The organism is Lacibacter sediminis, from assembly GCF_014168535.1.
Lineage (GTDB): Bacteria > Bacteroidota > Bacteroidia > Chitinophagales > Chitinophagaceae > Lacibacter > Lacibacter sediminis.
Map to the genome: position 1 here is coordinate 4,358,951 of NZ_CP060007.1, position 23,901 is coordinate 4,382,851.

The 23,901-nt window shown below is 41.2% G+C and carries 23 protein-coding genes; 8 read left to right on the forward strand and 15 right to left on the reverse strand.

What is annotated here, in order from left to right; translation table 11 throughout:
* Nucleotides 1-31: 31 nt before the first annotated feature.
* Nucleotides 32-1,087, reverse strand: a complete 1,056-nt coding sequence (locus H4075_RS18570; protein ID WP_182802319.1) for a sensor histidine kinase — start codon at nucleotides 1,085-1,087, stop codon at nucleotides 32-34.
* Between the two features lie 199 nt (nucleotides 1,088-1,286).
* On the opposite strand from H4075_RS18570, the gene dxs reads away from it, so the two are divergent.
* A complete protein-coding gene (gene dxs, locus H4075_RS18575) occupies nucleotides 1,287-3,209 on the forward strand; it encodes a 1-deoxy-D-xylulose-5-phosphate synthase (protein ID WP_182802320.1) in 1,923 nt (640 codons plus the stop codon).
* A 251-nt stretch (nucleotides 3,210-3,460) separates the two neighbouring features.
* Nucleotides 3,461-4,024: a hypothetical protein gene (locus tag H4075_RS18580; protein WP_182802321.1), complete on the forward strand. Its 564-nt coding sequence runs from the start codon at nucleotides 3,461-3,463 to the stop codon at nucleotides 4,022-4,024.
* A gap of 124 nt (nucleotides 4,025-4,148) precedes the next feature.
* Here H4075_RS18580 and H4075_RS18585 read toward each other — a convergent pair whose 3' ends face one another.
* From H4075_RS18585 to H4075_RS18600, 4 genes are all read right to left on the reverse strand, one after another.
* Nucleotides 4,149-4,952, reverse strand: a complete 804-nt coding sequence (locus tag H4075_RS18585; protein WP_182802322.1) for a segregation and condensation protein A — start codon at nucleotides 4,950-4,952, stop codon at nucleotides 4,149-4,151.
* Nucleotides 4,953-5,024: 72 nt separating this feature from the next.
* Complete coding sequence (locus H4075_RS18590) at nucleotides 5,025-5,960, reverse strand: DUF3078 domain-containing protein (protein ID WP_182802323.1); 936 nt, start codon at nucleotides 5,958-5,960, stop codon at nucleotides 5,025-5,027.
* A gap of 98 nt (nucleotides 5,961-6,058) precedes the next feature.
* The gene (gene mscL / locus H4075_RS18595) at nucleotides 6,059-6,430 is read right to left on the reverse strand and encodes a large-conductance mechanosensitive channel protein MscL (RefSeq protein WP_220494785.1); all 372 of its coding nucleotides are present in this window, start codon (nucleotides 6,428-6,430) and stop codon (nucleotides 6,059-6,061) included.
* 89 nt (nucleotides 6,431-6,519) lie between these two features.
* A complete protein-coding gene (locus tag H4075_RS18600) occupies nucleotides 6,520-7,266 on the reverse strand; it encodes a PPK2 family polyphosphate kinase (protein ID WP_182802324.1) in 747 nt (248 codons plus the stop codon).
* 164 nt (nucleotides 7,267-7,430) lie between these two features.
* Here H4075_RS18600 and H4075_RS18605 point away from each other — a divergent pair, with 164 nt between their 5' ends.
* Nucleotides 7,431-8,297, forward strand: coding sequence for a DMT family transporter (locus tag H4075_RS18605; protein ID WP_182802325.1), 867 nt, complete (start codon nucleotides 7,431-7,433; stop codon nucleotides 8,295-8,297).
* A 47-nt stretch (nucleotides 8,298-8,344) separates the two neighbouring features.
* Here H4075_RS18605 and frr read toward each other — a convergent pair whose 3' ends face one another.
* Entirely contained in the window at nucleotides 8,345-8,908 is a 564-nt protein-coding gene (gene frr, locus H4075_RS18610; protein ID WP_182802326.1) for a ribosome recycling factor, read from the reverse strand.
* A gap of 61 nt (nucleotides 8,909-8,969) precedes the next feature.
* Complete coding sequence (locus tag H4075_RS18615) at nucleotides 8,970-10,139, reverse strand: MraY family glycosyltransferase (RefSeq protein ID WP_182802327.1); 1,170 nt, start codon at nucleotides 10,137-10,139, stop codon at nucleotides 8,970-8,972.
* 192 nt (nucleotides 10,140-10,331) lie between these two features.
* On the opposite strand from H4075_RS18615, the gene H4075_RS18620 reads away from it, so the two are divergent.
* Nucleotides 10,332-11,171, forward strand: coding sequence for a transketolase (locus H4075_RS18620; RefSeq protein WP_182802328.1), 840 nt, complete (start codon nucleotides 10,332-10,334; stop codon nucleotides 11,169-11,171).
* A gap of 65 nt (nucleotides 11,172-11,236) precedes the next feature.
* Here H4075_RS18620 and H4075_RS18625 read toward each other — a convergent pair whose 3' ends face one another.
* On the reverse strand, nucleotides 11,237-12,454 hold the full coding sequence (locus H4075_RS18625; protein ID WP_182802329.1) for an FtsX-like permease family protein: 1,218 nt from the start codon (nucleotides 12,452-12,454) through the stop codon (nucleotides 11,237-11,239).
* 80 nt (nucleotides 12,455-12,534) lie between these two features.
* On the reverse strand, nucleotides 12,535-12,903 hold the full coding sequence (gene rbfA, locus H4075_RS18630) for a 30S ribosome-binding factor RbfA (RefSeq protein ID WP_182802330.1): 369 nt from the start codon (nucleotides 12,901-12,903) through the stop codon (nucleotides 12,535-12,537).
* A 52-nt stretch (nucleotides 12,904-12,955) separates the two neighbouring features.
* Here rbfA and H4075_RS18635 point away from each other — a divergent pair, with 52 nt between their 5' ends.
* The gene (locus H4075_RS18635) at nucleotides 12,956-14,779 is read left to right on the forward strand and encodes an ABC transporter ATP-binding protein (RefSeq protein ID WP_182802331.1); all 1,824 of its coding nucleotides are present in this window, start codon (nucleotides 12,956-12,958) and stop codon (nucleotides 14,777-14,779) included.
* 168 nt (nucleotides 14,780-14,947) lie between these two features.
* Entirely contained in the window at nucleotides 14,948-15,358 is a 411-nt protein-coding gene (locus H4075_RS18640) for an RNA recognition motif domain-containing protein (protein ID WP_220494787.1), read from the forward strand.
* 130 nt (nucleotides 15,359-15,488) lie between these two features.
* Here H4075_RS18640 and H4075_RS21710 read toward each other — a convergent pair whose 3' ends face one another.
* Nucleotides 15,489-15,950 (reverse strand): TraR/DksA family transcriptional regulator, encoded by a 462-nt coding sequence (locus H4075_RS21710; protein WP_255460230.1) that lies wholly within the window; start codon nucleotides 15,948-15,950, stop codon nucleotides 15,489-15,491.
* A gap of 4 nt (nucleotides 15,951-15,954) precedes the next feature.
* On the opposite strand from H4075_RS21710, the gene H4075_RS21715 reads away from it, so the two are divergent.
* Nucleotides 15,955-16,416: a hypothetical protein gene (locus tag H4075_RS21715; RefSeq protein ID WP_255460231.1), complete on the forward strand. Its 462-nt coding sequence runs from the start codon at nucleotides 15,955-15,957 to the stop codon at nucleotides 16,414-16,416.
* Here the strand turns inward: H4075_RS21715 and ileS are convergent.
* Nucleotides 16,345-19,731: an isoleucine--tRNA ligase gene (gene ileS / locus H4075_RS18650; RefSeq protein ID WP_182802333.1), complete on the reverse strand. Its 3,387-nt coding sequence runs from the start codon at nucleotides 19,729-19,731 to the stop codon at nucleotides 16,345-16,347. The two genes, H4075_RS21715 and ileS, sit on opposite strands and share 72 nt — an antisense overlap.
* A gap of 156 nt (nucleotides 19,732-19,887) precedes the next feature.
* On the opposite strand from ileS, the gene hemN reads away from it, so the two are divergent.
* Complete coding sequence (gene hemN, locus H4075_RS18655) at nucleotides 19,888-21,252, forward strand: oxygen-independent coproporphyrinogen III oxidase (protein ID WP_182802334.1); 1,365 nt, start codon at nucleotides 19,888-19,890, stop codon at nucleotides 21,250-21,252.
* A 43-nt stretch (nucleotides 21,253-21,295) separates the two neighbouring features.
* On the opposite strand, the gene H4075_RS18660 is transcribed toward hemN, so the two are convergent.
* From H4075_RS18660 to hemH, 4 genes are all read right to left on the reverse strand, one after another.
* On the reverse strand, nucleotides 21,296-21,655 hold the full coding sequence (locus H4075_RS18660; protein ID WP_182802335.1) for a cytochrome c: 360 nt from the start codon (nucleotides 21,653-21,655) through the stop codon (nucleotides 21,296-21,298).
* Between the two features lie 72 nt (nucleotides 21,656-21,727).
* On the reverse strand, nucleotides 21,728-22,270 hold the full coding sequence (locus tag H4075_RS18665) for a CopD family protein (RefSeq protein ID WP_182802336.1): 543 nt from the start codon (nucleotides 22,268-22,270) through the stop codon (nucleotides 21,728-21,730).
* Between the two features lie 31 nt (nucleotides 22,271-22,301).
* Entirely contained in the window at nucleotides 22,302-22,658 is a 357-nt protein-coding gene (locus tag H4075_RS18670) for a four helix bundle protein (RefSeq protein ID WP_182802337.1), read from the reverse strand.
* A 138-nt stretch (nucleotides 22,659-22,796) separates the two neighbouring features.
* Entirely contained in the window at nucleotides 22,797-23,849 is a 1,053-nt protein-coding gene (gene hemH / locus H4075_RS18675) for a ferrochelatase (protein ID WP_182802338.1), read from the reverse strand.
* Nucleotides 23,850-23,901 lie beyond the last annotated feature (52 nt).

A 23,901-nucleotide genomic window follows, 5' to 3' on the forward strand; every position in this document is an offset into this window, starting at 1 on the left:
TATTAGGTACAATTTAATCTATTGTTGTTAATTACAATCCGGCAGGCATACTCACTTTTGCCTCTACTTCATTTCCATTCACATCTGTTATAGAAAATTTAGCTTCTTCTCCAAACATCAGCTTCAACCTGCTTTGTGTGCTGGAGATACCAAATCCATCGGGATTGAAATCGCCATTGAGTTTACCGGTATTCCTGATCACCAGTTCATGATGATCGTTTACAAATTTTGAACTGATCTTAATTACACCTCCGGTAATGTTTTTACTGATACCGTGCTTGATCGCATTCTCCACCAGTGTTTGCAACATCATGGGAGGCACCGGTTGTTCCAGTGTATCCTCATCAATATCAAAATTCACTTTCAAGCGTTCTTCAAAACGCATCTGCTCCAGTGCGAGGTAATCCTTTACAATGCCTAACTCCTTTTCAAACGGCACCGTTTCCATTTTCTCAGCCTGCATACTGCTGCGCAGGATATTGCTCAATTCCGTAATGGCTGTTCTGGCACGGGCGGGATTTTCGTCAACCAATGCACGAATGCCATTCAATGAATTAAAAATAAAATGCGGATTGATGTGTGCCTTGATTGTTTTCAACTCCAGTTCCTTCACCACACTCTGCATTTTTAATGCATCGAGTTGTTGCTTACGAAAGCTTTCTACATAGTGATAAATAAAGTAGATCAGGTTCCATACTAACAATGTTACAAATGCATTAATTGCCGAACCAACTAATAATCTGGTGAAACTGTACACCCTTTGTTCAGGCGTAAATAAACCGAGAATGTTGAAAAGGGAAAGTGAAATGAACGGGTACAGCATGGAGAAGGCCAGGGTAAGTACCAGGAAATACACCACCTGTCGCTCAAATGTTTTATGCAAAAGGTTGGTTTGTATGATCACCCAGCGCATAAAATGGGTAATGATCAACCCTAACGCAGCAATGATGAGCGATCTCAATACAAATGAAGCATTGATCTCCCGGTTATAGGTCCAGGCGAAAAAGAAATTCATGAGCATGTTACCGCCCCAGCCTGCCACCTGGCACCACCAATAAGCTCCCATTTTACTGATTCCTATGCGCATAGTACTTACAAATCTAACCGTTAAGATATGTGTTTCACCCCCTTAAAGGTACAAAGGGCGTATTATTTGGGTAAATGGTTGAATTTAGAATACTCTTTTGTGCGCATTTTCAACTTTTTACAGGAACAGTTGTTAAACAAACCAATCTTGTACGATTGACTGTAAGTTTTTTACCTTTACCAAATTATTTAAGGAAAGTATGGAAATAAAACCCGGTTCCCTGCTCAGTAAAATTGATTCTCCGGCCGATTTGAAAAAACTGCCCATGGATCAATTACCACAGGTTTGTGATGAGTTGCGCCAGTATATTATTGATGTGGTGAGTGTGCATGGTGGTCATTTTGGTGCCAGCCTTGGTGTGGTGGAATTATCAACTGCTCTTCATTATGTTTATAACACACCTTACGATCAGTTGGTGTGGGATGTCGGTCACCAGGCCTATGGTCATAAGATCCTGACAGGCCGCAGGGATAATTTTCATACCAACAGAAAATACCACGGACTTAGCGGTTTCCCAAAACGCAGCGAAAGCGAATATGACACCTTTGGTGTTGGTCACTCCTCCACTTCTATTTCGGCAGCTTTAGGTATGGCCATGGCCGCAAAAATGAAAGGCGAAAACCGTAAATCAATTGCGGTGATTGGTGATGGTGCGATGACGGCGGGCTTAGCTTTTGAAGCAATGAATCATGCAGGTGTAGCTGACAGCGATGTGCTGATTATTTTGAATGATAACTGCATGAGCATCGACCCGAATGTTGGTGCCCTGAAAGAATACCTGACTGACATTACTACTTCTCCTACTTATAATCGTATTAAAGATGATGTGTGGAAGGCGTTGGGCAAATTACCTGTTGGAAAAACCTTTACCCGTGAAATGGCGAGTAAGCTGGAGCATAGCATTAAAGGTTTTGTAAGCAAGAGCAGTAATTTATTTGAAGCATTGCAGCTTCGTTATTTTGGCCCTATTGATGGACATAACATCACGAAACTTGTAGACACATTAAAAGATCTTAAAAATATTCCCGGACCAAAACTGTTGCACATTGTAACGGTGAAAGGAAAAGGTTATGAACTCGCCGAGAAAGATCAAACCAAATGGCATGCCCCTGGGTTATTTGATAAAGTAACCGGCGAAATTCATAAGAAGAAATTTGATACTCCTCAACCTCCCAAATACCAGGATGTGTTTGGACACACTATGGTAGAATTGGCTGAACAGAATGCAAAAATTGTCGGTATTACTCCGGCAATGCCAAGCGGTTCATCCCTCAAATTCATGATGGACAAAATGCCGCACCGTGCATTTGATGTGGGTATTTGCGAACAACATGCTGTTACACTCAGCGCCGGCATGGCTACACAGGGCATGAAAGTGTTTTGTAATATCTACTCTTCATTTATGCAACGTGCCTATGACATGGTGGTGCATGATGTAGCTATTCAAAAACTGCCTGTTGTATTTTGTTTGGATCGTGCAGGTTTGGTTGGTGAAGATGGGCCAACACATCATGGTTGTTATGATATTGCTTACATGCGTTGTGTGCCCAACATGATCGTTGCTGCACCCATGAATGAAGCAGAGTTGCGTAACATGATGTACACAGCTCAACTTGATTCACATAAACTGCCAATTTCAATCCGTTATCCCAGAGGCGAAGGTATAATGCCTGAGTGGCGTAACGAAATGAAAGAAATTGAAATTGGTAAAGGCCGTAAGTTGAAAGATGGAGAAGGCATTGCCATTCTCTCTTTTGGTCATCCCGGTAACTTTGCAGCAAGTGCCATTCGTGAATTAAAGAACGATGGTATTAATCCTGCGCATTACGATATGCGTTTTGCAAAACCGATCGATGAAGAACTGTTACATGAAGTATTTGCAAAATTCAATAAAGTTGTAACGATCGAAGACGGAACCGTTGTTGGTGGTTTTGGCAGTGCTGTACTTGAATTTATGGCCGCCAACAACTATAGAGCTGAAGTAAAGATCATGGGTATTCCTGATACATTGGTTGAACACGGCACACCAAAACAGTTGTATGAAGAAATTGGTATTGATGCCAATGGAATTGCAAAAACAGTGAGAGAGATGATGGATGTAAGAGTGACGGTGAAAGCGTAATTGAATTCGTTTATATAAAGAAAATCCCATTGTTCAGCAATGGGATTTTCTGTGCCGGGGCTGCCGGGAAGAAACAGCAACAAAACGACCTTATAGTTCTAGCACTTTTTTTGTTGAAGATTACTGCGGCTTTAAAACCAGTTGGCTTAACAAGCCGAACTACGATAACATAATCGGTGAAAAACTAATCGGTAAACAGCATCCGCAATTTTCCTGTACCTTATTTTTATGATGTACATTTCTTACATCATATGAAATCATTCATTATTCTTTTTCTTTTCTCTCTTATAAGCACCATTGCCAAAGCAGATGTATTTGCAGGTGGCTTTATCATTTTATCAAATGGTGATACGGTGTTGTGTCAAATTAAAATCGCTGGTAAAAAAAAGGTGACCAATTATTCCACGCTGGTGGTACAGAGCTTTTCGGGTGAAGAAAAAATCTATAAAGCAAAGGATAAGGAAGTGCTTGAATATGGCTACCAGTATTTAGGCAGTAATTTTATTTACAGATTTGTAGAGGTGAGCAAAAATTTTGAAAGTGGTTTTTTCCGTTTGATTAATAACGGAAAAAAGTACAAACTGTATGTAAATTATCTCTCAGATACGAATAACGGCGTAACTGTCACCTTACCGCATTATGCCATTTTTAAACCCAATGGTGACTACAAAGACTTAACGACTCATGTGCTGGGAAACTGGAAAAAGAATTTACGAATCATTTTAAGCGACAATCCCGAAGCACTTCAAGAATTAGAAACAATTTCCCGCAAAGAGATCGAAGCATTTGTAAAAAAACTGAACCGGCAGGAATGACAGACTTTATAGGTCTTCATAATTAAACGTTTGTTTCAAAATCACATCTGTCAGACGGGGGCGTGCTTCAAATAAAAAAGCCTAATCAATTATGATGAGGCTCGTACATTTCGCTTTATAAAATTCAACTTCCTTCTTCGGGATTTGTTGGATATACAAATGAATCTTCCGCATCTTCTTCCCTGTTCTCGTTCCACTCCACTATAAAATTATTTTTTCCTTCGCCAACCAGCAAAGTCATATAACGTTGTTGTGAAAGTTCAAGCAGTGAAAGAAATAAGAAAATGGCATGAATGCGGTTCTCCACCACATCAAACAACTTTTCAAACGGCATGTTCTTTTCTTTCTTCACCATATCGAGCATATACTCTCGGCTGCCTTCCATGGTGTAGTTGTACTGCACAACAGTATGTACCGGTTTATTAAAACGTTCGTGGTGCTTCTTCATAACCCGTTCAAACGTCTTCATCAGTTTAAACATGGTGATGGTTTGTATCTCTGTGCCTTCGCCCGTTTCTTCACCAATGCTTGAAAGTTCCTTAGCAATGTTGCCACGCTTCACCATGAGCATACGCATCGCTTCCATCTCGGCCATTTGCACACTTGCTTCTTTGAAACGTTTGTATTCAAGAATTTTATCGATCAGTTCCTGTCGTGGGTCAATTTCATTTCCCTGCTCATCCACTTCTTTGCGGGGCAACAGCATTTTTGCTTTGATGCGCATGAGCGTTGAAATGAAAAGGATAAACTCACTGCTTAGTTCAATATTCAACTTTTCGGTTTGATGAATAAAGTCCATGAAATCCTTAATGATACGGGTGATGGGGATGTTATAAATATCCAGCTCATCACGTTCAATAAAAAACAACAGGAGATCAAAAGGACCTTCGAACTGCGGAAGTTTTATCTGGTATGATTCTGTTTGCAAAGTATTTCTGTTTTAACGAACAAGTCCTGTACGATCTGTACAGGACTTGCAAATGTAGGGAACTAAACCTTATTAAAAATTGGCTGTAAACCCAATACCCATGAGGGATTTAAGCTGCGTGCCGAGTAATCCGCCCGTTTCCACATTTTTGGTATCGTGGTCGTAAATCAGATCAAAGTTGTAACTGATACCAATGAATTTATTCACCTTGAAACCCAATGTGTTGGTCCAGAATACGTCAATGTTCTGTGGGTTATTCTTATAGTTACTGAACAGATCGAGACGGCTTGCCAGGCTGATGTTTTTTGCAAGATCTTTTTTGAGATTGGCCGTTAAAAACGCACCGATCTCGTTAATGGCCATTTTAGTGGTATCAGTAAAATTGAACAGACGGCGGATATCTTTATTGGCTTCGTTCACAATTACCCAGCGTGAGGTAACCGGCGAAAGAAATACATCGAAGGTTGCGTTTGGTTTATACAGAATACCTGGTGACACCAGCAGGTAAGCCGGTGCAAAAAACGCTGAGTTCTTTTGCTTTGGATCAACTGTGTAATTGTAACCGGTAGTCATTTGTGTGCGTAGGTTCACTAACGCCGATAAGTACCATTTACTTTTTGCTGTATCGCCCAATTGATAACCATAACGTGAAAGCAGATCGAAACGGTCATCATTTTTTCTTGTGCCGATACTTGTTGCATTTACAATACCGTATTGCACATTGAGTGTGTTATCCCACACATTCTTGTATCGCTTGTAATAAGCAAAGGTGTTGGCCAGTGCATTGATGGAGAAAGAAAATTTCTCAGCACCAGCAGCCCAGTTACGGCTTGCTCCCTGGCTGAGATTGAGATTGAAAACACCACCCTTTGTCCAACCTTCTTTTTGTTCAGGTTCTTTCTTAATGGTTTTGTTTGATTCGTCTTTTAAACGTTTTACTTCCTTGTCTTGCGCAACTGTTGTTATGGAATAGAGCATAACTACAGAAAAAAATATCTGTTTTATCATAAGTGTTCTGTTTAGATTTTTCATCTGCAAAGATGAAGCCATCCCTTAAAAAAAACTGCAGCAGAAACCTTTTCTGCTGCAGCCATCAGTATATCAATTTATTTTTTTAATGCATCTCTTATTTCACGGAGTAGCACGATATCTTCAGGTGTTGCAGCAGGCGGTGCAGGTGGTTCTGCCTTTTTCATTTTATTGATAGCTTTAATTACCAGGAAAAGAAAGAATGCGATAATGATGAATTTTACTGCAGCTGAGATCGCCATTCCATACTTTAATTCTGCTTCACCTACTTTGATGGAAAGTGTATCGAAATTAACGCCGCCCGTAATAATGCCCACAATTGGCATAAGAATGTGATCTACTACAGCGCCAACAATAGCACCAAATGCGCCTCCAATAATAACACCAACGGCGAGATCTACCACATTACCTTTCATTGCAAAATCTTTAAATTCTTTCAGCATTCCCATAATATTGATTTTTGTGTGATGAATAAAATAACGAAGATTTCTGTGGAGGGTATTACAAATCTGTAAAAAATATTCCCGATTTCAAAACTTTATTTTTTCAAACCCGGGTATTGCATCTTCAGTTTCTTAAGTGTGTCATAAACCTTTGACGCAATGAGATATTCTTTATACCAGTTCTGATCACTTGGAATAATATGCCAGGGTACTTTGTTGCAGGTATTAAAACATTCGTCATAATAGCCCATATATTTCTTCCAGAGCTTAGCTTCTGCAAAATCATTTTCGTTGTACTTCCACATTTTGCGTGGATCATGTGTACGTTCCTGTAAACGTTCCTGTTGTTCTTTAGGCGAAATATGCAGGTAAAATTTCAATATCTGTGTATTGTTATGTTGTGTAAGCAATTCTTCCATATCATTAATTGCTTTCATCCGCTTTTGTGCAGTAGCATCATCGCACCAGCCGTGCACACGTGTGATCAAAACATCTTCGTAATGACTGCGGTTAAAAATTTTGATCATTCCTTTTGCAGGAGCAGCTTCATGTATACGCCACAAAAAATCATGACTCAATTCTTCAGCCGTTGGTGCTTTGAATGATTTTACAGAAACACCCATTGGATTCAACGAACCAAACACATCACGGATTGCACCATCTTTGCCACTTGCATCCATGCCTTGTATCACCACAAGCAATGCATTTTTTGCTTCAGCAATTAAGAGATTCTGCAATTCATCTAACTCAACTAATATCTTTTCTGTTTTGGCTTTTGTTTTTTCTTTATCAATGTTGCGGGGTGCCTTTGTGCTGATGGAGGCGAGTTTCACTTTAGCCATAAGAATCGTTTTTACGAATATAAACTTTGTTTGGAATGGGTGAGTCACCCGCATATGATATTGCAGCTTCTTTTATGATCGAAAGGGTGGCTCACCCGCTATTGCCCATTCATCAAACCTAATTGGCCGAATGATTCTTTTTCCCGAACCTTTGCATCTCCTTTATGCATCCAAAACTTTTTAACTGGCTTCTGTTTCTTATTCTATGCCTCGTGTGGGGCAGTTCATTTATCCTCATGAAAGAAGGATTGAAACAACTATCTGCTTACGAAGTAGCGGCAATGCGTATGTTCAGTGGTGGTGTTGTATTACTTCCTTTTGCCATTGGAAGTTTCAAACGCATGCAACGAAAAGATCTTGGGTTATTAGTGGTATCGGGCCTGCTCGGGAGTTTTATACCTGCCATTCTTTTTTGTGTGGCCGAAACAAAAATCGATAGTGCGCTGGCAGGCATGTTGAATGCATTAACACCTTTGTTTGTAATTACCATTGGTGCTTTGTTGTTTAAATCAGCTGTTCCCTGGAAAAAACTATTGGGTGTACTGATCGGTTTTGGTGGAATGCTGTTGCTTTTTTTGGCACAGAAAGCAGACAGTGCCAACAGTGATGTGTTTCTTGCATCACTCATTGTAGTTGCAACACTTTCTTATGGCTTGAATGTAAATCTCATCAACAGGTATCTAAAACATGTTGGCTCGCTTGATATTGCAGCTATTGCATTTGTTTCATTGATTATTCCGGCAACAACGGTTTTATTACTGGCCGGATTTGCTAAACACGACTTTACAGATGTTGCAGTGATAAGAGCAGTGGGCGCTTCTGTAGTGTTGGGCGTTTTCGGAACAGCCATTGCATCGATCCTTTTTTATATGCTCATGAAAAGAGCAGGTCCATTATTTTCAACCATGGTTACCTATGGTATTCCGTTCGTGGCAATTGGCTGGGGATTATTGGCAGGCGAAACAATTGGTCAACTGGAGATCGTTGGATTGCTGATCATTCTTTCAGGTGTTTATCTCACTAACCGGTAATAAAAAAGGGATGCACTTGCACCCCTTTACTTAAATTCTTCGTTCGGTTAAACCGACATGATCTCTTTGTCTTTTGCTTCCAGATGTTTATCGATCTGTAAACTGTATTTATCTGTCAACACCTGCACATCTTTCTCCGCATCTTTGGCGGCATCTTCACTTAATCCATCTTTTTGCAATTTCTTGATCTGCTCAATTGCATCACGACGGATATTACGCACAGCTACTTTTGTATGCTCACCTTCTGCATTCACACGTTTTACTAATTCCTTCCGACGTTCTTCGGTTAATGGTGGTAAAAATAAACGGATGATATTACCATCGTTCTGTGGCGCAAGACCAATATTTGAGTTGATGATTGCACGCTCAATGGGCTGCAACATATTTTTTTCCCAAGGCTGAATGGTAAGTGTACGGGCATCGGTTACACTGAGATTGCCGATCTGGTTAATGGGTGTAGGTGTACCATAATAATCAACTACGATCCCATCAAGCATATTTGGATTTGCCCTGCCTGCACGGATCTTTACCAATTCTACTTCAAGGTGCTGAATGGCTTTATTCATGTGCTCTTCAGCATCGTCCATGATTAACGAAAGCTCTTCTGACATACTATTAAAAATTATTGAGCTGCAAACCTACTGAATTGTTATTTATCGCTGCAGCAGAAAATTAAGACTGTTTGTGTTTGGCAACTTCTGCTTTTTCGGGAATAACCGTTGTACCACCTGCAAGAGGAATAACTTTTGTTTCGCCATTCAGTGCTTCTTTTGGTGCTGTGGCAGCATCGTTTGTAAACAGTTTGCGACGGTTATTGCGGTTTGAATAAATAAGCAGACTGATAACGGAGAACCCTACACTGATCAAACCAAGTAAGAGAAACGTAATGTTCAGCTCTCTTGCAAGAACGGTTGCCCCTGCAATGACGATGTTAAATGAAACGGCTAAAAAAGTCACCATTTTATGACTGAAGCCCTTCGCCAGTAAAAGATGATGAACATGGTTTCGGTCGGGGCTGAACGGTGAACGACGGGATAAAATACGATAGGCAAAAATGCGAAGCGTATCAAATAACGGAACAAATAAGATGGCAAAGCCAATAGCCGGAGCCGCAGGTAAGTAAACTTTGGCTGTGGGCAATGTTGCTACCTGTATAAACTTGATCACCAAAATGGAGTTCACAATTCCCAACAAAAGGGAACCTGTATCGCCCATGAAAATTTTAGCCGGAGAAATATTAAAGATGAGGAATGCACCTAAGCTGCCCGCCATGGCAAAGGCCATCATGGCATAAAATGGCTGATCGGCCAGCACAAAATAGATACCAAAGCAGATGGATGTAAACATGCCCAACGATCCTGCAAGTCCATCTACCCCATCAATCAAGTTAAAAGAATTGGTTATTACGATGATCGTGAGATAAGTAAATGCAAGGCTCAGGATAAAAGGCATTTTTTCAAAACCCATAAAACCAAACATCCCGTCAATGAGGATATTGCCTTTGTACACGATAATGAATGCTGCCAATAACTGACCGAGGAATTTTTTGAGAGGGGTCAACACCACAATATCGTCTTTCAATCCCAGGAAAAAGATCACCAGGAATGCTGCCCCGAAATACTGTACTTCTACCAAACCGGCAGGCACAGCAATTAAAAAACCAAGTATAAAGCCGGCGAAAATACCAATACCGCCAAGTGAAGGAACAGGCGTAGCATGCACTTTACGGTCGTCATCGGGCACATCAAAAAGATGCTTCGCTTCTGCCACCCTGATAATAATTGGGATAGCCGAATACGTAATTAAAAAGGAAATAACCGATCCTATGAGAAGGTGATCCATGCAGTTGACTAATTCAAGTGTGTTGCAAATCTATACTTTCTGAGCCGAAAGAGGAAGTGATAGCTATAAAATTAAATGCATTCATTGTTTCCGTCTTTTGTCCACAGAAGGGCGTTTGACTTGAATTTGCATGAAAAGTTTAGCCGGTTGCAAACATTTTTCTATTAGCTTTGCCCGCAATTCAAAAAAACTATGCCAGAACTGAAAGAAATTGCGACGCAACTCCGCAGAGACATTGTAAGAATGGTACATGCTTGCCAAAGCGGTCACCCGGGTGGCTCATTAGGCTGTACCGAATACATGACAGCCCTCTATTTTAAAGTGATGAAACACAACCCCGCCTTTACTATGGATGCTCCGGGTGAGGATTTGTTTTTTCTTTCAAACGGCCATATTTCGCCCATTTTTTATGCGACACTGGCACGTAGTGGCTACTTCCCCGCTGCTGAGCTGGCAACTTTCCGGAAACTGAACAGTCGTTTGCAAGGACACCCAACTACCCATGAGCATTTGCCTGGAGTACGTATTGCTTCCGGTTCACTCGGACAGGGTTTAAGTGTTGCTATCGGTGCGGCTTACACGAAAAAATTGAATAAAGAAAATACAGTTGTTTATTCTTTACATGGTGATGGTGAATTGCAGGAAGGCCAGAACTGGGAAGCGATCATGTTTGCTGCCCACAACAAAATGGACAACTTGATTGCTACTGTTGACTGGAATGGTCAGCAAATCGACGGACCAACGAAAAAAGTGTTGAGCCTCGGCGATCTGAAAGGAAAATTTGAGGCATTTGGTTGGGAAACACTGATCATTGAAGATGGTAATGATATGGACCAGATGGTTGCCGGTTTGGAAAAAGCAAAAACCTTTGTTGGTAAAGGAAAGCCTATCGTGAATTTGATGAAAACAGAAATGGGCAAAGGCATCGATTTTATGGAAGGCAGCCACGAATGGCATGGTATTGCTCCTAACGATGACCAATTGGCAAAAGCACTTGCTCAATTAGGTGAAACAAGCTTAGGCGATTATTAATTTTTCAAGAATAATATTTGATGAAAGCAGATGGTGAAAATCATCTGCTTTTTTTTATGGATGTATTACTGCGCCCGTAACGAAACCTTCTGCCTTGCTGCTTTCACAGAAGGAACCCAGGAGGCTAGCAAGCCAATTACAATCACTGTTGTGATAACAAGGAGTATATCGGTAAGTAAAATCTTTACCGGGTAATAATCGATCACAAATGAACCTGTTAATGGAATCAGTTTAAATTTAACCTGCAGGTACGAAAAGATCAATGCCAGTATAATTCCAATGATGCTTCCTGTTAGTGCAAGCAACACACCTTCCGTTAAAAAAATCTTCTGGATAAATTTTCTGCTGCCGCCCATTGCCTGGAGAATCTGTATGTCTTGTTCTTTCTCCAGCACCAGCATGGTTAATGCGCCGATCATATTAAAAGCAGCGATCACTAATATCAACGAGAGAATTCCATAGATGGCCCATTTCTCCAATTGCATAACGGCAAAGAGTGAACGATTTTGCTGATACCTGTTCTCTACCAAATACCCTTTGCCAAGCAATTTTTGTAACCCTGCAATGGTTTGTTTTTCATCTTTTACATTGGCTAATTTAATTTCTGCAGAACTGTATTCATTTGGTTTCAAGCCAAGCATTTCTTTGAGTATATCGATATTCGTAATGACATACTTATTATCAAAATCCTGTTGAATGGAAAACGAACCTGTGGGTTGTAAGTTAACCGTGCTGATGGCTTCCAATGGATTGGAAGATGTGACACCACGTTTTGGCAAATAGGCCGTAACAGGATTTATTGCACGATCACTCATCAGGTTCAGAGCATTTTCAATACCAACACCTAACACCAAGGCTGGTGTTTCAACACTACCTGTTTCAAATTGACCGTTGGTAACCATGGATGATACTCCACTTGCTTTATTATAATTTTCATCAACACCTTTGATCACAGCATTGGTACGGTAATCACCGTTTTGCAAATGCACATTTTCTTCCACCACCATACTCACTGCAGTAACGTTCGTCAACACACGAATTTTTGCAAGTGTGGCATCATCAAGCAACATGATCTTTTGCTGCTCTGCTGTAATGCGTACATCAGGATAAAACGAAGAATATAATGTTTTCACCAACCCTTCAAAGCCATTAAAGATACTCAGCACTACCACCAATGCGGCAGTACCAACAGCCATAGCCGTCACCGTTACCCATGCAATAATATTGATGGCATTGGTTGATTTCTTTGATTTGAAATAGCGCCAGGCGAAAAGAAAATTCAATGAATAATTGTTGTGAATGGTGAATGGTCAATTGTGAATAGTCAATATCGACTCTACTAACGACTATCTACTACCGGCTATTACTCTTCTCCTTTCTTCTCTTCTTCAATCTTCTTAAAGAGTTCTTCCATCTTAAACACCTGGTCGAGCGTATCATCGAGGAAGTATTTGATCTCTGGTATACGGCGCAGTTGGCTCCTCACTTTTGCTGCCAACTCACGTTTTATTTCATGGGCCTTTTCTTCTATCTTTTTCAGCACGGCTTCATTATCCTTTGCCTGGAACACACTCAGGTAAATACGGGCTTCCAGCAGATCAGGTGTTATTTTCACCGATGAGATGGATACTAATCCTCCATCGATCATACCTAACCCCATCTTCCTGAAGATACCCGTCATTTCTTCATGAATTACTCCTGCTACCTGTTTCTGTCTTTTTCCTTCTAACATATCTTCAACGTTTAAAACGCTGTAAAAGTAGTTACTTTGCGGCGTTTAACGCATGAAACAGTTTCAACGCATTTTCAAATACCTGCGGGATTATAAAGGAAAGATTGTTCTTTATTTTTTATGTATCCTGCTCTCCATTGTGTTTTCAATGGTATCGCTGGCAATGCTGGCGCCCTTCCTGAAACTTTTGTTTAATCAGGAAGATCTGGTAACAACAAGACCCGAATCTCTTCTTTCAGCATCTGATCTGCTCAATTTCCTGATGTACCAGATCAGTAAACTGATCCTTGAAAACGGAGCGGAGGCAGCTCTTGCTTTTATCTGCCTGATCATTATTTCAGCCATCTTATTGAAGAACGTATTTCTTTATCTCTCCTATCGCATTCTTGCACCTATGCGTAATGGTGTGCTAACCCGTTTGCGTGGCGACTTGTACGATAAAGTTTTGAAATTACCAATTGGCTATTTTACAGAACAACGCAAAGGCGATCTTATTTCACGTATGAGTAACGATGCCAATGAAGTGGAATGGAGTGTAATGATGGCGCTGGAAGTATTGATCAAAGAGCCACTGAACATCCTTTTCTATTTAATCGGGATGATAATTCTTAGCCCACAGTTATCATTATTTCTTTTGGTGTTCTTACCGATAATGGCATTGATCATTGGTCGTGTGAGCCGTTCATTGAAAAAACAATCAACTGAAGCCGGCGAGAAAAACGGATTAGTGATTTCCATACTTGATGAAACACTTGGAGGCATTCGTGTGATCAAAGCATTTACTGCAGAGAAATTATTGGGCAATCGTTTTCATAAAGTAAACGAAGAGTTCAATCATCTTCGTAATAAAATTCATTTCAGGAAAGATATGGCTTCGCCTTTATCAGAAGTATTAGGCGTGCTTGTATTAAGTGCCGTGTTATGGTTTGGTGGACGGTTGGTATTGGCGGGTGATGCAGGAGCGCTTACGTCAGAAGGATTTATTACCTACATTCTTTTCTTTACGCAGATAATCAATCCATCAAAATCACTTTCAACCGCTTACTATAATACCAAACGTGGCAGTGCTGCCATTGAGCGTATTGAAGAAGTGATCAATGCACCTTTGGTAGTTGAAGAATCAGCAAACCCTGTTACTATTTCTTCGTTTGAAAAAAGTATTGAGTTTAAAAATGTATCGTTTGCTTATAACGATGTAACTGTTCTTACTAATATCAATCTCAAATTAGAGAAAGGAAAAACAATTGCATTGGTTGGTTCTAGCGGTTCAGGTAAATCAACATTGGCTGACCTTGTGCCGAGATTTCATGATGTAACAAGTGGTGAAATTTTGGTTGATGGTGTGAATATTAAAAACTATTCACTCAACAGTCTTCGTCAACTCATGGGTATTGTAACACAGGAACCTATTTTGTTTAATGACAGTATTGCAAACAATATTGCACTCAGTAAAGCAGAAGCAAGCAAAGAAGAAATTGAATCTGCTGCAACCATTGCAAATGCACATGCCTTTATTGCTAAAAAAGAAAATGGGTATGATGAAAATATTGGTGATCGTGGAAGTAAACTCAGCGGTGGTGAACGCCAACGTGTAACTATTGCACGTGCCGTATTAAAAAATCCGCCGATCCTTATTTTGGATGAAGCCACTTCTTCTCTCGATACAGAAAGTGAACGCCTGGTGCAGGATGCTATTAATCATTTGATGCAGGACCGTACCAGTTTGGTGATCGCTCACCGGCTATCAACTGTTCGGCATGCCGATGAAATTCTGGTATTGCAGAAAGGAGAAATTGTGGAACGGGGCACACACGATCAATTGGTTGACTTAAACGGGTTTTACCGCAAGCTGGTAGACCTGCAGGAGGTGCGTTAAGTTTTTGTTTTGGCCCATTCGCTTTTCTCAATAATTCCCCTATCTTTATAGAGTTAATGTGAATTCAGTCCATGCTTTCTGAGGTTCCAGGTGCTTTTCCTTCGATCAGTTTCCCCGGTTTCAGTTGCTAATCCTGGTTCATGATTTTTGTTTTTTAATTTTTTTCTTGTGAACATTTACGTAGGAAACCTGGCCTGGTCCATGACGAACGAAGACCTCGCTGCTCTGTTTGAGCAATTTGGCGCTGTAACATCTGCCAAAATTTTAACCGACAAATTCTCTGGCCGTAGCAAGGGTTTTGCATTTGTAGAAATGGAAAATGCAGAAGAAGCCCAGGCTGCAATCAGCCAACTGAACGACACTGACGTTCAGGGACGCAAAATTGTAGTGAACGAAGCACAGCCGAAGAAAGACGACGGTGGCTTTAAAAAGCGCAGCTTTGGCGGCGGTGGAGGCGGTGGCTTCCGCGGCGGTAGTGGCGGCGGCGGCTACAAAGGTGGCGGCGGCGGCGGCTACAAAGGTGGCGGCGGTGGCGGCTACAAAGGTGGCGGCGGCGGCGGTTATAACAGAGATTATTAATCAGCTCTATTCGTCAAAATACTTGAAATCCCTTCATTGCGAAGGGATTTTTTATTGCATGTAAGTATGCCGCACATAAAAAATCCTCCCATTTACAGGAGGATTTCTATTTCAAGTAGTTTGAAAATTCTTATTCGCCGGCAGGTTGAGGACCTTTCACAATACCCATCTTTGCTTCAATGCTCAACGTAGCATGTGGCACGGCACGTAAACGGGCCTTATCGATCAATTTACCGGTTACACGGCAAATACCGTAGGTTTTGTTTTCGATACGCATCAGCGCTTTCTCCAGGTGATCGATGTAAGTGATCTGGCGGCTGGCCATCTGGCTCAGTTGCTCACGCTCCATGCTAACACTACCATCTTCCATGGTCATGTAACGACCATCATCACCATCGCCACCCTGATCATCCTTACGGGTGATCAATCCCTGCAAATAGTTCAATTCTTTTTTAGCAGCTTCATGTTTACGCTGAATGAGTTCTTTGAACTCCACGAGGTCTGCATCACTGTAGCGGACCATTGGTCCCTGAGGTTTCTCTTCCACTGATTTATCTAATACTGATTTTGTAAAATCGGGTTGATATTTCACCGAGGTGTTTACCGATGTTTTAATTGGCTTCACTTCTTTTGGTGGGGCCGGCTTTTTTGCTTCTTTTTTCAAATCTTGGATTGCTTGTTTAACGGTTGGTTTAATAGCACTTACTGGTTTTGCAACCGGCTCAGGCTTCTTTACTTCCGGCTTTACTGCTTTTGCTGGAGCAGGTTTTGCAACCGGTTTGGCCACTGGCTTAGGAGCAGGTTTTGCCGCTACCTTCTTCGGAGCTGGCTTCGCTGCCGGCTTAGGGGCCGCTTTTTTTGCTACAGGCTTCGCAACCGCTTTTTTAGGAGCTGGCTTTTTAGCAGCTGGCTTTGCTGTTTTTTTGGCGACCGGTTTCACCGCCTTTTTGGGAGCAGGTTTTGCTGCTTTCTTTTTAATTGCCATTCTATCCTCCTTTTTTGAGTACTTGAACTTTTATTGGAATATCGTTAACCTCAACTTCGATGCCATTGGATAAATGCGGTACAAATTCAAGGTTATCTGCCAAAATTTCGGCGCAAATATAGGATTTAAATTGAGTGATAGAAGGCTGCAGGCTCTCATTCTCTAAAACCTGTACAGCTATTCTGTCAGTCAGCTCAAAACCACTCTCTTTGCGGATTTTCTGGATCCTGTTCACCAGTTCCCGTGCATTGCCTTCATTTAGCAATTCGGGGGAAATGGTTACATCCAATGCCACGGTAACTGCTCCCTTGTTCGTCACCATCCAGCCGGGCACGTCCTCGCTTAGAATTTCTACATCTGTCAAATATAAAGGAACAGTTTCATTCTCTATCAACAGATTATAAACAGTTTCACGCTCAAATTGGCTGATGTCTTCCTGGGTGAATTGGGCGAGGGCTGCCGATACCGCTTTCATCTTCGCTCCCATCTTTTTGCCGAGGGCAATAAAGTTGGGCTTGATCTTCTTTTTGATGAAGGTATTGTCGGCCGTGAGGTACTCAATCTCTTTCACATTTACCTCGCTCATGATGATATCTTCCACTTTGCTGAACTGTTCTTTCATACCGTTGCTCAGCACCGGAATCAATATTTTTTGCAAAGGTTGACGAACCTTGATATTCACTTTTTTACGGAGCGACAGCACCAGTGAAGAGGCATCCTGTGCCAGTTGCATACGTTCTTCCAAAGCTGCATCGATCAAAGCCTCATCTGCAACAGGGAAATCAACATGATGGATCGATGCTGTTGCAAATCGTCCGCTCACTTTGTTCAGTTCAGTGAAAATCGCATCGCTGAAGAATGGAGAAACCGGCGCCATTAAACGAAGAACAGTTTCCAAACATTCATAAAGCGTTTGATATGCACTGATCTTATCCTGCTCGTACTCGCCTTTCCAGAAACGGCGACGGCACAAACGCACATACCAGTTACTCAAATGCTCATCTACAAATTCTTCAATTAAACGACCAGCTTGCGTTGGTTCATAATCATCCATTGCTTCGTTCACTTTTTTGATGAGTGTGTGAAGCGATGATAAGATCCACTGATCAATTTCAGGTCGTTCTTTTACTGGAATGGCAGCTTCTTTAAAAGCAAAACCATCCACATTTGCATACAGTGCGAAGAACTGGTAAGTGTTATAAAGTGTACCAAAGAATTTGCGTTGCACTTCTTTGATGCCTTCAATATCAAATTTTAAATTATCCCATGGCGATGCATTGGTGATGAGGTACCAGCGTGTAGCATCGGCACCAAATTTTTCAATGGTTTCAAATGGATTCACCACGTTACCGAGGCGCTTACTCATTTTGTTACCATTCTTATCCAACACCAAACCATTACTTACTACCGTTTTGTAAGCAACACTATCATATACCAATGATGCGATTGCATGCAGTGTATAAAACCAACCACGTGTTTGATCTACACCTTCTGCAATAAAACTTGCAGGATACAGATCTTCAAACTTGTTGACGCCTGCAGGAAGTTTGAATGGATACTTATCGCCATTCTTAACTTTCTCATGATCCAATCCCCACTGCGCATAAGGCATGGCACCGCTGTCGAACCAAACATCAATTAAGTCCGGTACACGTTTCATGGGTTTGCCAGTTGGGCTGATGAGCACGATCTCATCCACATAAGGTTTATGCAGATCGATATCGTTGCCCAAGTATTTCGCATTATTGGTGCCGAGTGTTGCGTCTGCTTTTGCTGCGTTTTCTCTCAACTCATCAACAGTACCGATACAAATTTCTTCTTCACCATCTTCTGTTTTCCAGATGGGCAATGCTGTACCCCAGAAACGTGAACGACTGAGATTCCAGTCTACCATGTTCTCTAACCAGTTACCAAAACGACCTTCGCCTGTTGACTTTGGTTTCCAGTTGATGGTTTTATTCAACTCAACCATTTTATCCTTGATGGCTGTGGTTTTAATAAACCATGCATCCAGCGGATAATAAAGAATAGGTTTATCTGTTCTCCAGCAATGCGGATAACTGTGCTCGTATTTCTCAACTTTAAAGGCTCTGTTCTCTTTTTTCAGTTTTACGCAGATGTCAACATTCACATCCACATAATTTGCATCGTCTTTGTAATTCTTTACATAACGGTTGCTGAATTCACCTAATCCATCAAGAAACTTTCCTTCACGATCAACCATGGTTAAAATACCAATGTTGAATTTCTTTCCTACACGATAATCGTCTGCACCAAATGCAGGTGCGGTATGAACAATACCAGTACCATCTTCTGTTGTAACAAAATCACCGATCAATACACGGAACGGATCTGCATCCGGTGTAATGCGTTTTACTTCTTCAATGCTGTTTGCTTCGTATGGTAAGAGTTGCTCGTAATGCAAACCTTCCAACTGCGAACCTTTGAATGAGGCGATGATCTTCCATGGCAATATTTTCTGTTCTCCATTGTATCCTTCAAAATCACCATTCTCTCCTTCTCCTTTCAAATATTTATGAACGAGATCTTTCGCTAATACAATGTTCACCGGTAAGTGTGTGTACGGATTGAAGGTTTGTACCAACACATATTCAATGTTTGGTCCAACAGTCAAGCCGAGGTTACTTGGCAAAGTCCATGGTGTGGTTGTCCATGCCATAAAGAATACTTCGGCACCATGCACAGCATCGTGAAGGAACTTACTTTTTTCATCCTGTGTTGCACGAAACATCACTGTTGCGCTGGTATCTTTTACATCTTTGTACGTGCCGGGTTGGTTCAGTTCATGTGAACTTAAACCTGTACCTGCTGCGGGAGAGTATGGTTGAATACTTACGCTTTCGTACAGCAATCCTTTTTTGTACAACTGCTGCAATAACCACCACAATGTTTCAATGTAACTGTTTTCGAAAGTGATGTAAGGATCATTCAGATCAACCCAATAACCCATCTTCTTCGTGATCTCATCCCACTTGTCTTTATAACGCAATACCGCTTCACGGCATTTCTTGTTGTATTCTTCAACAGTGATCTTTACACCAATATCTTCTTTGGTAATACCCAATTCTTTCTCCACACCTAACTCGATCGGCAGACCATGGGTATCCCATCCACCCTTGCGGTTTACTTTGAAGCCTTTCATGGTTTTGTAGCGACACACCAAATCCTTCAGCGTACGGGAAATTACATGGTGAATGCCGGGCATTCCATTAGCGCTGGGCGGACCTTCGTAAAACACAAAGGGAACCGCTGCGTTCCTTACTTCAATGCTTTTTTCAAACGCCTGTTCAGCATCCCATTTGGCCAATATCTCCTGCTCGATGGAGGGTAAATTCAGCTGCGAAAATTCTCTGTATTTAACGCTCATAAGTCAATCCCTGTCTTATTTTTAAAGTTGCCAAAGGTACGGAAGTTCGGGGGTGATTGAACACCCAAATCAGGGGTTTTCAGAAACTGACAGCAATCATCTGCCGCTTGTTTTTTTGTCAGGGCGAAGGGCTGATCGATTTAGCAATTTTGCCCCATGCAACAAGAGACTATAAGGAGCCTGACCAGGAAATACAACCGCCCGGTTCCCCGCTATACAAGTTACCCGACCGTTCCGGTTTGGAAAGAGGGCATTGATGTGGATGAATGGAAACATCTCCTGGCACAGCAATTTGAAATGCACAACAGCCGCAACGGCATCAGTCTGTATATTCATCTGCCTTTCTGCGAATCGTTATGTACTTACTGTGGCTGCAACAAAAAGATCACGACTAATCACAGTGTGGAAGAAGAATACCTGGCCATGATTGAGCAGGAGTTTGAATTATATCTTCAGCTCTTTCATCAAAAGCCTGTTATTCGTGAACTGCATTTGGGTGGAGGCACACCTACATTCTTCTCACCTGAAAACCTGGGGCGACTGATAAACTTTATTACCAGCCGTTCCATTGTTCATCCGGATCATGAATTCAGCATTGAAGGTCATCCCAACAATACAACGTTTGCACATCTTGAAACTTTGTACAATCTTGGTTTCCGTCGCATCAGTTATGGTGTGCAGGATAATGACCCGGAAGTGCAGCGCATCATCAACCGGATTCAACCGTTAGAAAATGTGGAACGTGCGACAACCGATGCACGAAAACTTGGCTTTGCCTCTGTGAATTATGATCTCATTTATGGCCTACCAAAGCAAACTTTACAAAGCATTACAAAAACCATTGAAGAAGTAATTACACTTCGTCCTGATCGTATTGCGTTTTACAGTTATGCGCATGTTCCATGGACGAGCAGAGGGCAGCGCTTGTTTGATGAAAATGATTTGCCTTCACCGGAAGATAAACTGCAGTTGTACCTGAAAGGAAAAGAATTGCTTACAGCGGCGGGTTATGTAGATATAGGCATGGATCATTTTTCATTAACAACCGATGATCTTTATACAGCCTGGAAAACGGCCAAGCTTCACCGCAATTTTATGGGTTACACCACACAACATACTTCGATGTTGTTGGGATTAGGTGTATCGAGCATCAGTGATATTGGCGGCGGCTTTGCACAAAATAAAAAATCGATCCACGAATATTACGAAGCCATTCAGCAGAAAGAATTGCCCGTATTCAAAGGTTATTTTCTGAATGATGAGGACAAGGCATTCCGCAATTATATTCTCAGCATCAGTTGCAGAGATTATGCTGTGTTCAGAAGAGAAGATAAGCGACTGATTGAAAAATATGTGTTACCGCAGCTGCAACAACCACTTGATGATGGACTGATCAATATGAATGATGATGGATTGGTTGTAACAGAAACAGGCCGACAGTTCATCCGTAATATCTGCAGTGCATTTGATCTTTACCTGCAACGGGAAATGATTACGCCGATGTTCAGTAAAGCGATTTGATGATGATTGATAATAAAAAACCCGTTAAACGGGGTTTGCATTTTTATTTCACTTCTTCTGCTACCCACTTTTTAAATACAGCAATTTCCTCAGCTGAAAGCTTGGATTTTTTGAACGGCATAAATCCTTTTTCGCCAGGGTTTAATTCAATGCGACGAACGATATCTGCTGATACGGCTTTTACACTATCGTAATTATCGAACGGCTTTTTCTTTCCGCCTTCTGCAGGTAAATGACAGGGCGAACATTTTGCAGCGATCAACGGCTTTACGCTGCTTTCGTACATCGCCACATGAGCCGCTTGTTTTTTGCTTGCCAATGCCGCAGCCGATTTACGGGAACAGGAGAAAATGATAAGTGCAAATGATAAGCACAGTGAGGTCAGTAAAATAAATTTCTTCATTGATGGTTGTTTGGCTTAAAACTAATGAAATTCTTTTCACAGTCGCCAACCACTTGTCAACTAAACCCGCATTTATTTACGCAGCAGCTTGTATATTTTTATCGCACTCATTAACAACACAACAAACGATAGTAAACCAAGCACACCCCACAACGCACTAAGGTTTTGTTTCACCACAACAAGCATTACAACAGCTACTAAAAAAATAGTTGCTACTTCGTTCCAGATGCGTAGTTGTTGTGACGTATAGTTGAATATTCCTGCTGCTTGTTGTTTGAAAATCTTGTGCAGGGAGAAATGATAGAGATATAAAAAGAGAACAAAGATGAGTTTGATGAGCATCCATCTTCCTGCGGGCTCAAATACAATTTTCGAATACCCGCTTGCAAACAAAACCCAAATGCCAAAAATCAACGTGAGTATAGCAGATGGCCATGTGATGCCATACCAAAGCCGTTTCATCATAATACCAAACTGTTCTTGTAATACTTTTCGACTGGTTTCGTCTTTTGTATTTGCTTCCACATTGTAAATAAAAAGCCGGGGCATGTAGAATAAACCTGCAAACCAGGTAACGATGAAGATGATATGGATGGCCTTAACGTATAAATACATTTGATGAGTGATGAGTAATGAATGATGAGTGCTACCGCTGGTGAATCATTGCTGACAATTGCTTAAAAGTACTTAGTAAATGTGTTCCCAAAATTGAAAGGTTCTCAGCAGAAATGTACTCCAGTTCAATTGCAATGTCTAATGCAGTATCAATTTCTATGACCGAGCCCCTTGCTATTTCAAAATATCGCTTTCGCTCTGCCTCTGATTTTCTGGAACAACCTTCGGCAATATTCAAATGAACTGAAAGTGCTGCTCTTCTAATTTGCTGTGTCATAGCAAATCTTTCATCTGGAGGAAAAGAGCGAGTTACTTTGTAACATTCGAGTGTAAATGATTTTGATGCAGCAAATACATCTGTTTTAGTGTGCGCAAGTTGAAGGAACATAGAAAGTGTTTTTTAAGTTCACTTTAAAATAGCAAACCCTTCCCATTTATCAAACTTCCAACTCTTCATTTCTTCTTTCCAATCCGCCCGACGAGGGCGTCAGACGGAGGCCTCTCATCACTCATCATTCATCACTCATTACAAAACCATCTCCCTCTCCCCCTTCGCCACTCCTTCTACATACGTTGCAATTGCCTCTACCCACAACGGGTGTACATTCATACAAGGGATCATGGTATATGTTTCACCGCCTGCTTCTTCAAAGGTTTCTTTTCCACGCTCGGCAATTTCTTCCAATGTTTCTAAGCAATCACTTACAAATGCCGGACAAAGGATCAACAATTTTTTAATGCCCTCTTTTGGCATATCTCGCAAACGATAATCGGTGTAAGGTGTTAACCATTGTTCACCTGCTAATCTTGACTGAAACGACAAACTGTATTTCTCTTTGGTCAACCCCAGTTTTGCTGCAATCAATTCTGTTGTTACAAAACATTGATGACGGTAACAGGTTGCATGAGCTGCTGAATCAACATTACAACAATCGCCTGTTTTTAAACAATGACTCTTTGTAGGATCTGATTTCTTTAAATGACTTTCAGGAATACCGTGATAACTAAACAGGATATGATCATACTCTTGCTCCAGGTAAGGGCGGATATTTTCAGCCATCGCAGTGATATAATGCTCTTCATTATAATATGGCTTAATAAAACTCAGCTTAAATGAGTACTTATTCTTTGCATGAATTTCTTTGGCACTTTCCACCGCAGTTTCATAACTACTCATGGCATAATGAGGATATAACGGCACGGCTATCACTTCATCCAGATCAGGATTCTGTTCAAGCAAACGATCCAATGCATACTTAACAGTAGGATTCCCATAACGCATCGCTATTTCAACCGGCATATCCACCTCTTTATCCAATGCATCCCGCAGTTGTTTTGTGAGAACAATCAATGGAGAGCCTTCTTTTGTCCAGATAGTGCTGTAAGCTTCGGCCGATTTTGGTGCACGGAATCGTGTAATAATTCCCTTCACCAATAACAAACGCAACAGGTAAGGATAATCGATCACACGCTCATCCATCAAAAATTCATTCAAATAACGGCGAACATCTTTTACTCCGGTTGAATCAGGTGAACCAAGATTCATTAACAGAATTCCTTTGCGGGTTGCTTTTTCCATGTGCATTTTTACTGGTTTGCAAAAGTAACGGCATTACAAAACAAAAGTTCAT

What these genes read in the sequence shown, in the direction of transcription:
- rbfA (WP_182802330.1), bottom strand. Translation starts at nt 12,903, where the DNA reads ATGTTAGAAGGAAAAAGACAGAAACAGGTAGCAGGAGTAATTCATGAA.
- frr (WP_182802326.1), bottom strand. Translation starts at nt 8,908, where the DNA reads ATGTCAGAAGAGCTTTCGTTAATCATGGACGATGCTGAAGAGCACATG.
- H4075_RS18570 (WP_182802319.1), bottom strand. Translation starts at nt 1,087, where the DNA reads ATGCGCATAGGAATCAGTAAAATGGGAGCTTATTGGTGGTGCCAGGTG.
- H4075_RS18665 (WP_182802336.1), bottom strand. Translation starts at nt 22,270, where the DNA reads ATGTATTTATACGTTAAGGCCATCCATATCATCTTCATCGTTACCTGG.
- H4075_RS18580 (WP_182802321.1), top strand. Translation starts at nt 3,461, where the DNA reads ATGAAATCATTCATTATTCTTTTTCTTTTCTCTCTTATAAGCACCATT.
- H4075_RS18670 (WP_182802337.1), bottom strand. Translation starts at nt 22,658, where the DNA reads ATGTTCCTTCAACTTGCGCACACTAAAACAGATGTATTTGCTGCATCA.
- hemH (WP_182802338.1), bottom strand. Translation starts at nt 23,849, where the DNA reads ATGGAAAAAGCAACCCGCAAAGGAATTCTGTTAATGAATCTTGGTTCA.
- hemN (WP_182802334.1), top strand. Translation starts at nt 19,888, where the DNA reads ATGCAACAAGAGACTATAAGGAGCCTGACCAGGAAATACAACCGCCCG.
- H4075_RS18660 (WP_182802335.1), bottom strand. Translation starts at nt 21,655, where the DNA reads ATGAAGAAATTTATTTTACTGACCTCACTGTGCTTATCATTTGCACTT.
- H4075_RS18600 (WP_182802324.1), bottom strand. Translation starts at nt 7,266, where the DNA reads ATGGCTAAAGTGAAACTCGCCTCCATCAGCACAAAGGCACCCCGCAAC.
- H4075_RS18635 (WP_182802331.1), top strand. Translation starts at nt 12,956, where the DNA reads ATGAAACAGTTTCAACGCATTTTCAAATACCTGCGGGATTATAAAGGA.
- ileS (WP_182802333.1), bottom strand. Translation starts at nt 19,731, where the DNA reads ATGAGCGTTAAATACAGAGAATTTTCGCAGCTGAATTTACCCTCCATC.
- dxs (WP_182802320.1), top strand. Translation starts at nt 1,287, where the DNA reads ATGGAAATAAAACCCGGTTCCCTGCTCAGTAAAATTGATTCTCCGGCC.
- H4075_RS18615 (WP_182802327.1), bottom strand. Translation starts at nt 10,139, where the DNA reads ATGGATCACCTTCTCATAGGATCGGTTATTTCCTTTTTAATTACGTAT.
- H4075_RS18605 (WP_182802325.1), top strand. Translation starts at nt 7,431, where the DNA reads ATGCATCCAAAACTTTTTAACTGGCTTCTGTTTCTTATTCTATGCCTC.
- H4075_RS18620 (WP_182802328.1), top strand. Translation starts at nt 10,332, where the DNA reads ATGCCAGAACTGAAAGAAATTGCGACGCAACTCCGCAGAGACATTGTA.
- H4075_RS18590 (WP_182802323.1), bottom strand. Translation starts at nt 5,960, where the DNA reads ATGATAAAACAGATATTTTTTTCTGTAGTTATGCTCTATTCCATAACA.
- mscL (WP_220494785.1), bottom strand. Translation starts at nt 6,430, where the DNA reads ATGGGAATGCTGAAAGAATTTAAAGATTTTGCAATGAAAGGTAATGTG.